The sequence below is a fragment of the Pseudomonas sp. SST3 genome (genome assembly GCF_003325755.1).
The window spans coordinates 1-13,474 of record NZ_QORI02000003.1 but is presented as its reverse complement, the minus strand read 5'-3'; the positions used below and the strand labels follow the sequence as shown (position 1 = coordinate 13,474).

The 13,474-nt window shown below is 60.4% G+C and carries 14 protein-coding genes and 1 pseudogene; 5 read left to right on the top strand and 10 right to left on the bottom strand.

Translation table 11 applies throughout. The features are described from left to right. Positions 1-5 precede the first annotated feature (5 nt). Positions 6-653: a phosphoribosylglycinamide formyltransferase gene (gene purN, locus DQ405_RS03650; protein ID WP_168422992.1), complete on the bottom strand. Its 648-nt coding sequence runs from the start codon at positions 651-653 to the stop codon at positions 6-8. Beyond that, positions 653-1,711 (bottom strand): phosphoribosylformylglycinamidine cyclo-ligase, encoded by a 1,059-nt coding sequence (gene purM, locus DQ405_RS03645; RefSeq protein WP_168422991.1) that lies wholly within the window; start codon positions 1,709-1,711, stop codon positions 653-655. Before purM ends, purN begins: the two co-directional genes overlap by 1 nt. A gap of 330 nt (positions 1,712-2,041) precedes the next feature. On the opposite strand from purM, the gene DQ405_RS03640 reads away from it, so the two are divergent. From DQ405_RS03640 to hda, 3 genes are all read left to right on the top strand, one after another. Further along, positions 2,042-3,175, top strand: a complete 1,134-nt coding sequence (locus DQ405_RS03640) for a DUF2066 domain-containing protein (RefSeq protein WP_168422990.1) — start codon at positions 2,042-2,044, stop codon at positions 3,173-3,175. A gap of 131 nt (positions 3,176-3,306) precedes the next feature. Next, positions 3,307-4,395, top strand: a complete 1,089-nt coding sequence (locus DQ405_RS03635) for an AI-2E family transporter (protein WP_168422989.1) — start codon at positions 3,307-3,309, stop codon at positions 4,393-4,395. Continuing rightward, the gene (hda, locus tag DQ405_RS03630; protein ID WP_168422988.1) at positions 4,392-5,096 is read left to right on the top strand and encodes a DnaA regulatory inactivator Hda; all 705 of its coding nucleotides are present in this window, start codon (positions 4,392-4,394) and stop codon (positions 5,094-5,096) included. The genes DQ405_RS03635 and hda overlap by 4 nt, the downstream gene beginning before the upstream one ends. A gap of 221 nt (positions 5,097-5,317) precedes the next feature. Here the strand turns inward: hda and DQ405_RS03625 are convergent, their stop codons facing one another. Genes DQ405_RS03625 through arsC form a run of 3 tightly spaced genes read right to left on the bottom strand, consistent with a single transcriptional unit; the run spans position 5,318 to position 6,676 of the window. Beyond that, entirely contained in the window at positions 5,318-5,728 is a 411-nt protein-coding gene (locus DQ405_RS03625; RefSeq protein WP_168422987.1) for a DUF2069 domain-containing protein, read from the bottom strand. After that, a complete protein-coding gene (gene wrbA, locus DQ405_RS03620; protein ID WP_168422986.1) occupies positions 5,721-6,326 on the bottom strand; it encodes an NAD(P)H:quinone oxidoreductase in 606 nt (201 codons plus the stop codon). Before wrbA ends, DQ405_RS03625 begins: the two co-directional genes overlap by 8 nt. Further along, positions 6,323-6,676, bottom strand: coding sequence for an arsenate reductase (glutaredoxin) (arsC, locus tag DQ405_RS03615; RefSeq protein ID WP_168422985.1), 354 nt, complete (start codon positions 6,674-6,676; stop codon positions 6,323-6,325). The genes wrbA and arsC overlap by 4 nt, the downstream gene beginning before the upstream one ends. Positions 6,677-6,839: 163 nt before the next feature. On the opposite strand from arsC, the gene DQ405_RS03610 reads away from it, so the two are divergent. Beyond that, entirely contained in the window at positions 6,840-8,060 is a 1,221-nt protein-coding gene (locus DQ405_RS03610) for a virulence factor BrkB family protein (RefSeq protein WP_168422984.1), read from the top strand. Positions 8,061-8,095: 35 nt separating this feature from the next. Beyond that, positions 8,096-8,554, top strand: coding sequence for a TlpA family protein disulfide reductase (locus DQ405_RS03605; protein WP_168422983.1), 459 nt, complete (start codon positions 8,096-8,098; stop codon positions 8,552-8,554). A gap of 10 nt (positions 8,555-8,564) precedes the next feature. On the opposite strand, the gene DQ405_RS03600 is transcribed toward DQ405_RS03605, so the two are convergent. The 5 genes and pseudogenes from DQ405_RS03600 to DQ405_RS27165 form a co-directional block, all read right to left on the bottom strand. Beyond that, positions 8,565-9,101, bottom strand: a complete 537-nt coding sequence (locus DQ405_RS03600) for a transglycosylase SLT domain-containing protein (RefSeq protein WP_168423196.1) — start codon at positions 9,099-9,101, stop codon at positions 8,565-8,567. Between the two features lie 45 nt (positions 9,102-9,146). Next, positions 9,147-10,095, bottom strand: a pseudogene (locus DQ405_RS03595) (hypothetical protein). A gap of 8 nt (positions 10,096-10,103) precedes the next feature. Next, the gene (locus tag DQ405_RS03590) at positions 10,104-11,819 is read right to left on the bottom strand and encodes a proline--tRNA ligase (RefSeq protein WP_168422982.1); all 1,716 of its coding nucleotides are present in this window, start codon (positions 11,817-11,819) and stop codon (positions 10,104-10,106) included. Positions 11,820-11,984: 165 nt separating this feature from the next. Beyond that, complete coding sequence (locus DQ405_RS03585) at positions 11,985-13,271, bottom strand: OprD family porin (protein WP_168422981.1); 1,287 nt, start codon at positions 13,269-13,271, stop codon at positions 11,985-11,987. A gap of 19 nt (positions 13,272-13,290) precedes the next feature. Beyond that, positions 13,291-13,474, bottom strand: a 184-nt coding sequence (locus tag DQ405_RS27165; protein WP_206678895.1) for a hypothetical protein, incomplete at its 5' end; no start/stop codon positions are given.

The following is a 13,474-nucleotide window of genomic DNA, read 5'->3' as shown; positions in this document are numbered from 1 at the left end:
ATCTCCTAGATTCGTAACAGATGGCCGGTAGCCGGCAACAGGATTCCGTTCAGCATCGCGCCTTGCTCGGCAAGGCGCAAGCGGCCTTCGGCGAACCAGCGGACAGCCAGCGGATAGATGATGTGCTCGGCGGCGTGCACCCGATCGGTGAGCGTGTCGATGCGCTCATCGGCTTCGACGGTGAAGGCAGCCTGTATGGCTACGGGGCCGCCATCGAGCTCTTCGGTGACGAAATGCACGCTGCAGCCATGCTCACGATCGCCTGCTTCCAGTGCGCGACGATGGGTATCGAGGCCCTTGTATTTCGGCAGCAGAGACGGGTGGATGTTGAGCAAACGGCCTTGGTAGTGGCGAACGAAGCCTGATGTCAGGATTCGCATGAAGCCGGCCAGTACTACCAGCTCTGGCTGATGCGTATCGATGATCTCCATCAGCGCAGCGTCGAAGGCCTTCCGGTCGGCGAAATCCTTGTGCTGCACGACGTGAGTGGCGATCCCGGCGGCTTGTGCACGCTGCAGGCCGAAGGCGTCGGCACGATTCGAAACAACCGCGCAGATGCGCACCGGGTTATCGGCGCCGAGGCTGTCAATCAGGGCCTGCAGATTGCTGCCGGACCCCGATATCAGCACTACGACGTTGCAGGTCGCACTCATCAGTGGCTTTTCAGGTTATTCAGTGCGACACGCTCGGCACCTTCGGTAGCCGCTGCGATCTGACCGATCACCCATGGGGCTTCGCCGGAGCTGCGAAGGTTTGCGAGGACGGTGTCGACTTGGTCCTGGGCGACGCAGATGACCATGCCGACGCCACAGTTCAGCACGCGGTGCATTTCATGCTCGTCGACGTTGCCCTGCTGCTGCAGCCAATCGAAGACCGCTGGACGTTGCCAGCTGGCGACATCGATGACCGCCTGGCTTCCCTCAGGCAATACTCGCGGAATATTGTCCAGCAGACCGCCGCCGGTGATGTGTGCCATGGCCTTCACGGCGCCGGTGTCGTTGATCAGTTTGAGCAGCGGCTTGACGTAGATGCGGGTCGGCGCCATCAGCAGTTCGGTGAGCGGCTTGCCTTCGAGTTGAGTGCTCTCGATATCGGCACCGGCCACTTCTATGATCTTGCGGATCAACGAATAGCCGTTGGAGTGCGGACCGGAGGAGGGCAGGGCAATCAGCGCATCGCCGGCGGCCACTTTCGAGCCGTCGATGATCTCGCTCTTCTCCACCACGCCGACACAGAAACCGGCCAGGTCGTAGTCTTCGCCTTCGTACATGCCGGGCATCTCGGCGGTCTCGCCACCTACCAGCGAGCAGCCGGCCAGTTCGCAGCCGGCGCCGATGCCGGTGACCACAGTGGCGGCGATATCCACATTGAGTTTGCCGGTGGCGTAATAGTCGAGAAAAAACAGCGGCTCAGCACCGCAGACCACCAGGTCGTTGACGCACATGGCCACCAGATCCTGGCCGATGCTGTCGTGCTTGTTCAGATTCAGCGCCAGACGCAGCTTGGTGCCGACGCCATCAGTGCCGGACACCAATACCGGCTGCTTGTAGCCGGCTGGAATTTCGCAGAGCGCGCCGAAGCCGCCTAGCCCGCCCATGACTTCAGGACGCGCAGTACGCTTGGCAACGCCCTTGATGCGTTCGACCAGCGCTTCGCCTGCGTCGATGTCGACACCGGCGTCCTTGTAGCTGATGGAGGGTTGCTTGCTCATAGAGATCCGGACCTGTGAGGAGAGTGCGGGGCGACCGGTGCGACGAGGCGGTTGTCTCGACGTGGCGAAGGCGCCGGACCGGTCTGCGGAAAGCGCGCGATTTTATCAGGCTTGCCGGATAGCGACCATCCCGCGCGCCGATCACAGAGCAAAACCTTGGTGCATACTTCCCGGATTTTGTTGCCGGAGGCGCAACTCACAAGTGCGGCGGTTGCCCCGCTTCGGACGCCTGTTTAAGGTATAGCGCTTGATTCCCCGTGGCCGAGCCCGGTCGTCGTCGCGCGATCGGCTGGCTCCCCCTCCGTGACTGGCCAGCCAGCGAGTATCTCCATGCGCCTTATCTCCCGTCTTTTGATTCTGTGCTGCGCGGTCGTTTCCGGCCACGCCATGGCGGCACCTCTCAACGATCTGTACAAGGTGCGAGAGCCGGTCGCTAGCCAACAGCCGGAGGCGCGTGAAGAGGCGCTGCGAAAGGCATTCGATACGCTGGTGCTGCGACTGACGGGTGAAGCCGAGTCTGATCGGGTCTCCCAGCTGCGCGCGGATCCGCAGCAACTCGTCAGCCGATACGGCTATGAGGGCGATGCGATCGTGGTCAGCTTCGATCCGGTCACGACCGAGCGTGCCCTGCGGTCTGCCGGGTTGTCTTTATGGGGAGCGGATCGCCCGAGCATCCTGACCTGGTGGCTGAGCGAATCGGTCAACGGCTCTCAGCTCGTCGGTGATGCGCAGGAAGGCTCGTCCGACCTGCGTGCCGCGGCCCAACATAGGGGCTTGCCGTTGCGTTTGCCGTTGGCCGATCTGAGTGAGCAGCTCGCAGCCACTGCCGAGACTGTGACGGCGAATGAGCCCCAGGCGCTCCGTGATGTCTCGGAACGTTACGATGCCGATGGACTGCTGGCGGTACTGGCGAGGCAATCAGGTGAAACCTGGGAGGCCAGCTGGCGGCTCTGGCTTGGTGACAAGCAGGCGCAGGGCAAGGCGAGCGGCGATAGCCGCGCCGCCGTCGCAGACGAGGTGATGCTGGCCGTTAGCACCTTCCTTGCGCCGCAATATCGCATCGCGCCGGGTGAGATGTCCGAAATTACCCTTGAGGTTCTGGGCGCTGATGTTGAACGCTTTGCCGAGCTGGATCGCCTGCTCGAACCCTTCGGTGCTCGCTTGCAGCGAGTCGAAAGCGATCGGTTGGTGTACCGCCTCAATGCCAGTCCTGAGCAACTGCGGGCACAGTTGGCTCTGGCGCGTCTTCAGGAAGTGCCGGCCGATGAAATCGATGCGCAGCCACTCGATAATCAGGCTCCGGTCGAGGGCGTCGATACGCAGCCCGCTGATGCCGAGGTGCTGACGGCCGAAGACGATACGCAACCGATCGATGCCGAGGCACCGCTCGAGGAGCCGGGTCCGCCTGCAGTTGAACAGTCCCCGCCAGAAGATCAAGGCGAGGTGCTGCGCTTCCGCTGGTAGCGGTATGGCCGATCGCTGGCGGCGGCAGGCAAAGCGAGTGCCGCAGCTAGCGGTGCTCTTCGGTTTGTAACCTTCCTTTCGCCTGCAGAAGCCGTGCGGCCTCGAATCAACCGGAACAAGGCGTCCTGACCATGACCATCACTCACACCAACCGCTGGCTCTGGCTGGCGGCGCTCTTACTGCTTGGCTGGCTGGTCTATCAGCTTTCGCCGATCCTATCGCCCTTTCTGGTGGGCATACTGTTGGCCTATCTGGGCGACCCCCTGGTTGACCGGCTGGAGCGCTGGAAGCTGTCGCGCACCTGGGGCGTGATTGTCGTATTCACGCTGTTCATTCTGTTGTGCCTGTTATTGCTGCTGGTGCTGGTGCCCATGCTTGGCAAGCAGCTGATGCACTTGTATCAGTTGGCGCCGCAGGGGCTTGATTGGCTGCAGTTAACGGCGTTGCCCTGGGTGCAGGCGCAGTTCGGCCTCGACGACGACTTCTGGCGCTTCGATCATATCAAGAGCGCATTTTCCGCCAACCTCGGTAGCACCAAGGATGTGGTGGCGGTCATCCTCAGCCAGGCGACTGCGTCGAGTATTGCCTTGCTGGCCTGGCTGGCGAATCTCCTGCTGGTGCCGGTGGTGTGCTTCTATCTGCTGCGGGACTGGGATCTGATCATGGCCAAGCTGCGGGCATTGTTGCCGCGACGGCGGGAAGAAACCGTCATGGCATTGATGCGCGAATGTCATGAGGTCATCGGTGCCTTCCTGCGCGGGCAGCTACTGGTGATGCTGGCGCTGGCCGTGGTCTATTCGGTCGGCTTGATGTTGCTCGGCGTCGAGCTGGGCCTGTTGATTGGCGTGCTGGCCGGCCTCTCCAGTATCGTGCCCTACATGGGATTCGTGGTGGGCATCGGTGCGGCAGTGGTTGCGGTGCTGTTCCAGTTCGGTCTCGAGCCCTATCCATTGCTGGGCGTTGCGGCGGTATTCACGGTGGGGCAGATGCTCGAAGGCATGCTGTTGACGCCGCTGCTGGTGGGCGATCGAATCGGTCTGCACCCGGTTGCGGTGATCTTCGCAGTGTTGGCTGGCGGTCAGTTGTTTGGTTTTACCGGCGTGTTATTGGCGTTGCCGGTGGCGGCCGTGATCATGGTTCTGCTGCGCCACGTGCATGATCTCTATAAACTCTCCGACCTTTACGCAGAGCCGCCGGTCGACCCACCTCGCCAATCATGAAACCTATTCAGCTCCCCCTGGGCATTCGTCTTCGTGACGATGCCACTTTCGTCAACTTCTATCCGGGCGCCAATGCCGCTGCACTGGGCTACGTCGAGCGTGTCTGCTCGCCCGAGGCCGGTTGGTCCGACGAGTTGATCTACCTCTGGGGCAATACTGGTGTCGGGCGCAGTCATCTGCTGCAGGCTGCCTGTTTGCGCGTCGAGCAGCGCGGCGAACTGGCGGTGTATTTGCCATTGGCAGAGGTTGCCGAGTACGGCCCCGCGCTACTGGACAATCTGGAACAGAGCGAGCTGGTCTGTCTCGATGACTTGGATGCCGTGGCCGGCGATTCGGTATGGGAAGAGGCGCTCTTTCACCTGTTCAATCGGCTGCGCGATAGCGGTCGACGGTTGCTGCTCGCCGCCGATGCCTCGCCGAGAGAAATCGCTGTGCAGCTGCCGGACCTCAAGTCGCGCTTGAGCCTCTCGCTGGTATTCCAACTGCAGGAGCTGTCCGATGAGGACAAGCTGCGCGCGCTGCAGCTTCGCGCGTCGCGCCGTGGTTTGAATCTGCCTGATGATGTCAGTCGCTTCATCCTTACGCGCGGCGCGCGTGACATGAGTACCCTGTTCGAACTGCTCGATCGGCTCGATCAGGCGTCGTTGCAGGCACAGCGCAAGCTGACCATTCCGTTTCTCAAGGAAACACTCGGCTGGTAATGATTCGGTTGCGGGTGTGCTGAGGTTGAGCGCTATTGTCGGTCGAGAACGCCGTTCCGTCCTTTCGCTCGCTTCTTAGCATTTGGGATCGTCGGGTTTAATGGGTGTTCCGGCGTAAACCGTTGGTGGGCTGAAGCCCACCCTGGATCAGACGCCATCGCTTCATAGGGTGGGCTTCAGCCACCAACATCTGAGCAATGGCTCCTGCGCTTGTCAGGTCCTCAGTTTTCACCCGCCGCTTTGCGCTCGTATTGATAAGCCCAGCGGGTATAGAGCAGGGCGCTGATGAACAGCGTCAGGCTGATGATCGCTTCCAGCCAGCCGTAAACCATCCGGGCCGGGTTGATCGCGGCGAGCACGCCCTGAACGAAGTACAGATTGACGATGAAGCAGGTCCAGGCATGGGCGCGTGGGCTGCCAGAGATCATGCCTGGCGCGACCAGAAGCAGCGGAATCAGCTGAATGCTGACCACCACCCAGGTACGCGCACCGTGCAGGTCGGCGAATACCAGGTTCCAGACGACGAGCAGCGCGGCGAGGCCGATAAAACTGGCCAGGCTGATCGACCGGCTGAGTTTCACTCGGGGCGTAAGCCATTCCAGAGATGGGAGCGGTTTGGGCTTTCTAGCCACGGGGATTCTCCAAGCGCTTGGCGGTTTGCGCGAGGCGTTGGCCCAGTGCGCGGCAGAGGCTGATTTCATGCTCATCCAGCAGGCGCTTGCCGTCTGCGCCCGCATGGTGGCTGGGGCCGTAGGGCGTGCCGCCGCCTCGGGTCTCCAACAGAGCGTTCTCGCTGTAGGGAAGGCCGAGCATCAGCATGCCGTGGTGCAGCAGAGGCAGCAGCATGGATAGCAGCGTCGATTCCTGTCCGCCATGCAGGCTGGAAGTCGAGGTAAAGACACCGGCGGGTTTGCCTACCAGCTCGCCAGTCAGCCAGAGCCCGCTTGTGCCGTCGAGAAAGTATTTCAGTGGGGCGGCCATGTTACCGAAGCGGGTCGGGCTGCCAAGTGCCAGGCCGGAACAGTTCTTCAGGTCATCGAGGGTTGCGTAGACCGCGCCTTGCTCTGGAATTGCAGGCGCTACCGCTTCGCACTCGGTGGACACGGCTGGCACGGTGCGCAGTCGCGCGTCGAGGCCGGTCTGCTCGACACCGCGAGCAATCTGCCGCGCCATCTCGGCAGTGGCACCGTGGCGGCTGTAGTACAACACCAGGACGTACGGCTCGCTCATGGCAGGATCTCCAGCACCTTCTCGGGTGGACGGCCAACCACCGCAACATCACCGGCAACCAGAATGGGGCGCTCGATCAGCTTGGGATGGGTGACCATCGCCTCGATGATCTCGGCATCGGTAAGGGCCGGGTCGGCCAGGTTGAGCGTCTTGTATTCCTCTTCGCCATTGCGCAGCAACTGCCGTGGGCTGATGCCCAGGCGAGTGAGGATCTGCTTGAGTTCGGTGGCCGAAGGAGGTGTCTCCAGATAGCGGATGACGGTAGGGTTCAGGCCGCGCTGTTCGAGTAGCTCCAGTGCGCCGCGTGACTTCGAGCAGCGTGGATTGTGGTAAAGGGTCAGTTCAGTCATTTGTGTTTGCTTCGCGCCGATGGAGCTGGTCATTCTAACCTTCAATGCAGCGAGGCCTGAAACGCCGGTCGCGGATGGCTGTCTGCCAAGGTAGGCTTTCGCTTGTAACCAAGCCTGTGAACAAGCGGGTTCTGACGATTGCGGTGGGCACCGAGGGGATGGAATGCAGCAACGGATCAAGGATTTTGCCGAGTTTGGCCGCTTTCTGGTGCAACGCTTTCTGGCGGACCGCGGCCCACACAGCGCTGCTGCATTGACCTATACCACGCTGTTTGCGGTGGTGCCGATGATGACGGTGACCTTCGCCATGCTCTCCGCCATTCCGGCGTTTCAAGGCATCGGCGAGCAGATCCAGATGTATATCTTCAGCAACTTCATTCCATCCACGGGCGCAACCATTCAGCAATATCTGGTCGCCTTCACCGATCAGGCACGCCAGCTCACCTGGTTCGGTGTGGGGTTTTTGATGGCAACCGCCCTGATGATGCTCCTGACTATTGAGAAAGCCTTTAACGTGATCTGGCGAGTGCGCCAGCCGCGCCGCGGAATCTCGAGCTTTCTGCTCTACTGGGCGATCCTCAGCCTCGGCCCGTTGTTGCTGGGCGCGGGCTTTGCCATGAGCACATATATCACATCCTTATCGCTGATTTCAGGCCCGCATGCGCTGATCGGGGCCCGCACGGTACTCAAGGCGATGCCACTGGTGCTCAGCGTGGCGGCGTTCACGCTGATCTATGCCGCCGTACCGAATACTCGGGTGCCGCTGCGGCACGCGATCGTCGGCGGTGTTTTCACCGCGGTTCTATTCGAAGCGGCCAAGCAGCTGTTCGGCTTGTATGTCAGCTACTTTCCAAGCTATCAGCTGATCTACGGCGCCTTCGCCGCGGTACCGCTGTTTCTGCTCTGGGTCTACCTTTCCTGGATGATAGTGCTGTTCGGTGCCGAGCTGGTGTGCGGGCTGTCTTCGTCGCAGCGATGGCGGCGTCGCTCGGTTCCCCGTCTGCTGGTTATGCTCGGGTTGTTGAGGGTTCTTTACGAAAACCAGCAGGCAGGACGTGAGGTACGCTTGCGCGACGCCCATCGAAGCGGCTGGGAGCTGCCTGAAGACGAATGGGACGAGATTCTTGAATTCTTCGAGCGGGAGCAGCTCGTTTGCCGGACGGGATCGTCGGGCTGGGTGTTGTGCCGCGATCTCAACCATTACAGCTTCGATCAATTGTTGCGCTGCAATCCCTGGCCACTCTCGGGCAGGCAGGCGCTGCCGGAGCATCTGGATGAGCCCTGGTATCCGACACTGCGCCAATCCATGGAATTACTGAACAAAGAGCAGGCCAGCCTGTTCGGCGGAAGTGTCGCAGATTGGTTGCAGGCGCGGCGGGTATGAAACGAGCCGGTATTAGACATTACAAGGGAGCGAAAATGATCAAGCGATCTGTTGGGCTGCTCGGTTTGCTCGCCAGCCTGGCGTTGGCGGGCTGCGCAGAAGATTGGGGCCCAGACCAGCACGGTGAAGCTGTTACGGCGCGGCAACTCGAAGATCAGTGGGTGTTGGTCAATTACTGGGCAGAGTGGTGTGGCCCCTGCCGGACCGAGATCCCAGAGTTGAACGCGTTGGACCAATCGCGAGATGACGTCACCGTACTCGGGGTGAATTTTGACGGGCTTCAGGGCGATGAGCTGATCACGGCGGCCGAAGCGCTGGGGATCAGGTTCAGGGTGCTCAGCATCGATCCGGCAGAGCGCTTGGATCTGTCGCGCAGTGCAGTGTTGCCTGTAACTTACATCGTGGATGCTAGCGGGAAGGTGCGAGAGAGCCTGGTTGGCGAACAGACCGCGGAGGGATTGCGCGCTCGTTTGGACAAACTAGGGCAGCAATAGCAGAGCAATCTCAGGGTTTTACGTACCAGAAATCCTGCCAGAGACCGATGACCTTCGCCGGGTAACGATGCTTGCCGAGGCTGCCGTTATAGCGCGCCAACGCACGATTGATATCGCCGTTTTCCTTCTTCAGGTAATAGCTGAGGATCGTGCATCCATAGCGCAGATTGGTTGCGTTGTCGGTGAGGTTGTCCTGCGGGCGCCCCAGTTCCGCCTTCCAGAACGGCATCACTTGCATCATGCCCTGCGCGCCGACGCTGGAAATGGCGAAGCGGTCGAAGTGACTTTCGGCGTGGATCAGTGCCAGTACCATGTCGGGTTTTAGACCCGCCTTGCTCGCTTCTTGGTGCACCAACCGTAGTAGTGTCAGCCGTTCTTGCGGATTGGGGAGATAGCGCTTGAGGCGCGTCGACATGTCCAGCAGCCAGACCTCTGCGTCAAACCGATCCTGAAAGCTTTCGGCCTCCGCCACGGTACGCTGCATCAGTTCGCGCAGTTCCGGTTCCGGTGCCTGTCGAACAGTCGCAGCGACTGGCGAGGTCGCCATGAATGCCACCAGCCACAGCCAGGGGAGGGCCTTCACGGCGCGGCCTCAGTCGTCTTCGCCCGGATCGCTGGCCTGACGGCCAGCGTCCTGCATCAGCGTGCGAAGGAATTCCTGCTGTAGGTCGGGATCGTTACGGGTCAACTCGATCAGGCTCTGTTCGAGCTCACTGGCTTCCTCCTCGAGTCCAAGCTCTGAGAGGCGCTTGACCCGATGTACCCACTGGCTGACGTCGTCGCCTTCCAGGTCGTTGAAAATGAGATCATGGGCTTCGAGCAGCTTGCCACGCAGGCTGCGGCTGACCAGCAACGTCGCGTCAGCGCGGGTCGCGTCTTCAGGGTCTTCGATCTGCAGCAGGAGCCTGCCGACCTGGCTGATGTCCTGATCAGCGAATGGGCCGTCGAGCAGATTCAGCCGCAGTACACCATTACGATCGGTGCTCAGTTTGTGGGTCTCGGTGCCTGCAATGACCAGCACCGGGCGTTCCGCCCAGGGCAGGCTGGAATACTCGAGGCGGGCATCGCGACGTTGTTCGTCGAGGCTGGCGAGGTTCTGCTGCGAGCGGCCATTGGACTCGGCGTTTGACGAATGGATTGAGTCCGGCGAAACCGTAACTGATCCAATCGCGCGTGGCGCTTTCCGGCAGATTGCCGAGCATGGCCACATTGAGGACGTTGGCGCCAATGCCGGCGACAACCGCAACAGCGCCCAGCGGAATCTCATACAGCTCGCGCCACGCCTGGTAGGGCGTGTAGCGATCATAGCGGCGGGTCACCTCGAAGTCGGTGACTTCGAAGGTCTTCTGGTCGACTACCCGAATACGCCGCTGAGGCAGCTCAAGTAATGGCTCTCCCACTTCGATGCGTAGGCTGTGGTCGATCAGCTTGCGCTCGATACGGGCTTCGTGTTCGCTGCGTTGGGGTAGCTGATTGGCACAGCCACCTACAAAAAGCGCCACGCAAAGCGTGGCGCAGGTTGAAGCACTTCGGTTGAGCATGATTTCCGTCAGCGACTGGCGCGCGAATTGATGAACTCAAGGATGTCAGCAGCGGCGACGGCCTGGCTTTCGGCATCGCGACGATGCTTGTATTCCAGTGTGCCGTCAGCAAGCCCCCGGTCGCCAATGACGATGCGATGCGGGATGCCTACCAACTCCATATCGGCGAATTTGACGCCGGGACTGGTCTTTTTGTCACGGTCATCAAGCAGCACGTCGTAGCCGGCAGTGGTGAGCTCTGCGTAAAGCTTGTCAGTCGCCTCGCGCACGGCCTGGTTCTCGTACTTCATTGGTATCAGTGCGATCTGAAAGGGCGCCAGGGCATCCGGCCAGAGAATGCCGCGGTCGTCGTAGTTCTGCTCGATCGCGGCGGCGACGACACGCGAAACGCCGATGCCGTAGCAGCCCATGGCCAGGGTGACCGGCTTGCCGTTTTCGCCCATGACGCTGCAGTTCATCGCTTCGCTGTACTTGGTGCCGAGCTGGAAGATGTGGCCGACCTCGATGCCGCGCTTGATCACCAACGTGCCAACGCCATCGGGGCTCGGATCGCCAGCGACCACGTTGCGCAAATCGGCAACTTCTGGCAGCGGCAGGTCACGCTCCCAGTTGACGCCGAAGTAATGTTTGTCTTCCTGGTTTGCTCCCGCGGCGAAGTCGCTCATCAGCGCGACCGAACGATCGATGATGCAGCTGATCGGCAGGTTCATTGGGCCCAGCGAGCCAGGTCCGGCGCCCGTGGAGGTGCGGATCTCCGCTTCGGTCGCGAATACCAGTGGGCTTTCGACCTGAGCCAGGTTCGCCGCTTTGATCTCATTCAGTTCATGGTCGCCACGAACGACCAGTGCAACCAGCTGGCCTTTCTCGGCACCATGCACGACCAGCGTCTTGATGGTTTTTTCGATGGGCAGCTGAAACTGCTCGACCAGGGCGGCAATTGTCTTGCAGTTCGGCGTGTCCATCAGGCGCAGCTCTTCGGTGGCGGTGCCACGCTCAGTCTCGCGCGGGATGGCCTCGGCCTTCTCGATGTTGGCTGCATAGTCGGAGCTATCGCTGAACGCGATGTCGTCTTCACCGGATTCTGCCAACACGTGGAACTCATGCGAGTTGGTACCGCCGATCGATCCGGTATCCGCCTGCACGGGACGGAAATTCAACCCCAGGCGAGTGAAGATGTTGCAGTAGGTCTGATGCATACGGTCATAGGTTTCCTGCAGCGATTGCGGATCTGCATGAAACGAATAGGCATCCTTCATGAGAAATTCCCGGCCGCGCATCAGGCCGAAGCGTGGGCGGATTTCGTCACGGAATTTGGTCTGGATCTGGAAGAAGTTGATCGGCAACTGCTTGTAGCTGTTCAGCTCGTTGCGTGCCAGGTCGGTGATGACTTCTTCGTGGGTCGGGCCGACGCAGAATTCGCGGTCATGGCGGTCCTTCAGACGAAGCAGCTCAGGGCCGTATTGTTCCCAGCGCCCCGACTCCTGCCAAAGCTCGGCAGGCTGAATCGCGGGCATCAATACTTCCAGCGCGCCGGCCTTGCTCATCTCGTCGCGAACGATGGCCTCGGCCTTGCGCAGCGCACGCAGCCCCATCGGCATCCAGGTATAGAGACCTGAAGCCAGCTTGCGAATCATCCCGGCACGCAGCATCAGCTGATGGCTGATCACTACCGCATCGGAGGGCGTTTCTTTGAGAGTCGAGAGCAGGAACTGACTGGTGCGCATGTGGGCCGTTGTGTCCTTGCAGAGCGGAGAAGTTTGGCTCGGCATTGTACGGCGGGCGCAGGGTAACGTACAGAATGGTTAACGTGGACGGTTGCCTCGTAAACGAAGAAGCCCGGCGAGTGCCGGGCTTCCTGTGTTGCTCAAGCTATAGCTGATGATCCTGTATTACAGGATGCTCAGCGGATACTCGACGATCAGGCGCAGATCGGTTAGGTCAGTACCGTTGATCGGCGCGTAGTCGGTGTCGGACCAGTACCTGGCGTGACGCAGACGAAGCGACAGGTCCTTGGCGGCGCCGTCTTGCACGACGTACTTGGCTTCAACATCCCATTCGCGCTCTTCGCCTTCGCCGGTTGGAGTGCTGATGTCGTAGCCGCTCAGGTAGCGGGTCATGAAGCTGAGGCCCGGAACGCCGAAGGAGGTCATGTCGACGTCGTAGCGTACTTGCCAGGACTTCTCGTCTTCACCGTTGAAATCGGAGTACTGGACGGAGTTGCCCAGCCAGACGGTGCCGTTAGCGTCGGGGCCGTACGCATAGCCGACGCCATTGAAGCCGCCGTGGGATTGTTGATAGGCAACGGTAAATTTATGCGCATCGATGCCGTAAGTACCCGCGAGACTCCAGATGGTGTTGTCTTCGTCGCTACCGGTACCGGTATACTCCGACTCGTAGTCGCTCTGGTAGATATTGAAATCAAAGGCCAGTGATTGCTCTGCACCGAGACCCATGCTGTAGTTGGCGTTGCCGTAGATCTTCTGGAAAGTATCTTTCACATCGGAGTAGTACAGCGAAGTGCTAAGGCTATCGCTGAACGCATATGTACCACCGGCGAAGTTGATCTCCTCCAGATTTTCGGAGTCATGGCCAGTTTGAGCCTTGCCGCTCAGCGCAGTGAAGTGGCCCGCATTCAGTTCGAGGCCTTCGATTTCGCTGCTGGTGATCAGAGCGCCGCGTGCAGTTTCTGGAAGTAGACGTGCATCGTCTGTCGAAAACACTGGCAGGGCTACGAACTGGGTGCCGTATTTCAGCACGGTATCCGAAACGCGGAATTTAACCGCGGCGCCCGCTTCCGAATAGTCATCCTGGGCGCGGCCATCCGAACCTATCGGAAAGATGCCGTTGCCGTTACGGTCGCGGCCGGTATCCAGTTTCACGCCCAGCAGGCCGATTGCATCAACACCTACGCCGATGGTGCCTTGGGTAAAGCCGGACTCGAAGGTACCGATGAAGCCATGGCCCCATTCTTCGCGGTAGCTCTGACCGTTCTGAGTCGGGGTGCCGCCAGCGCCGTTGTCGCGGAAATCACGGTTCATATACAGGTTACGGTTGAAGATGGTCAGGCTGCTGCCTTCAACGAAGCCTTCCGATTCAGACTGGCTGGACGCCAATGCCATTTGCGACGTGCCGGCCGCAACGGCCATGGCGATTACGCTCCACTTCATCACTTGCATAGTGATTGCTCCTTTGGTTTCAAATTGGTGCTTGCTTTCCTGCGTGCGCCGGAAAGAGGCATCTTTTATTTTCGGTATACAAGCTCAATTCAATCCTTGTTTGCCTAGGGATGGTCTGAAAAAGACTTCCCGAATCTGGTGAAATACGCCGATCCCGTTGCCCGAGTTTCCCGATGAAGCAAATGACCTTCGCCGACGCCGAG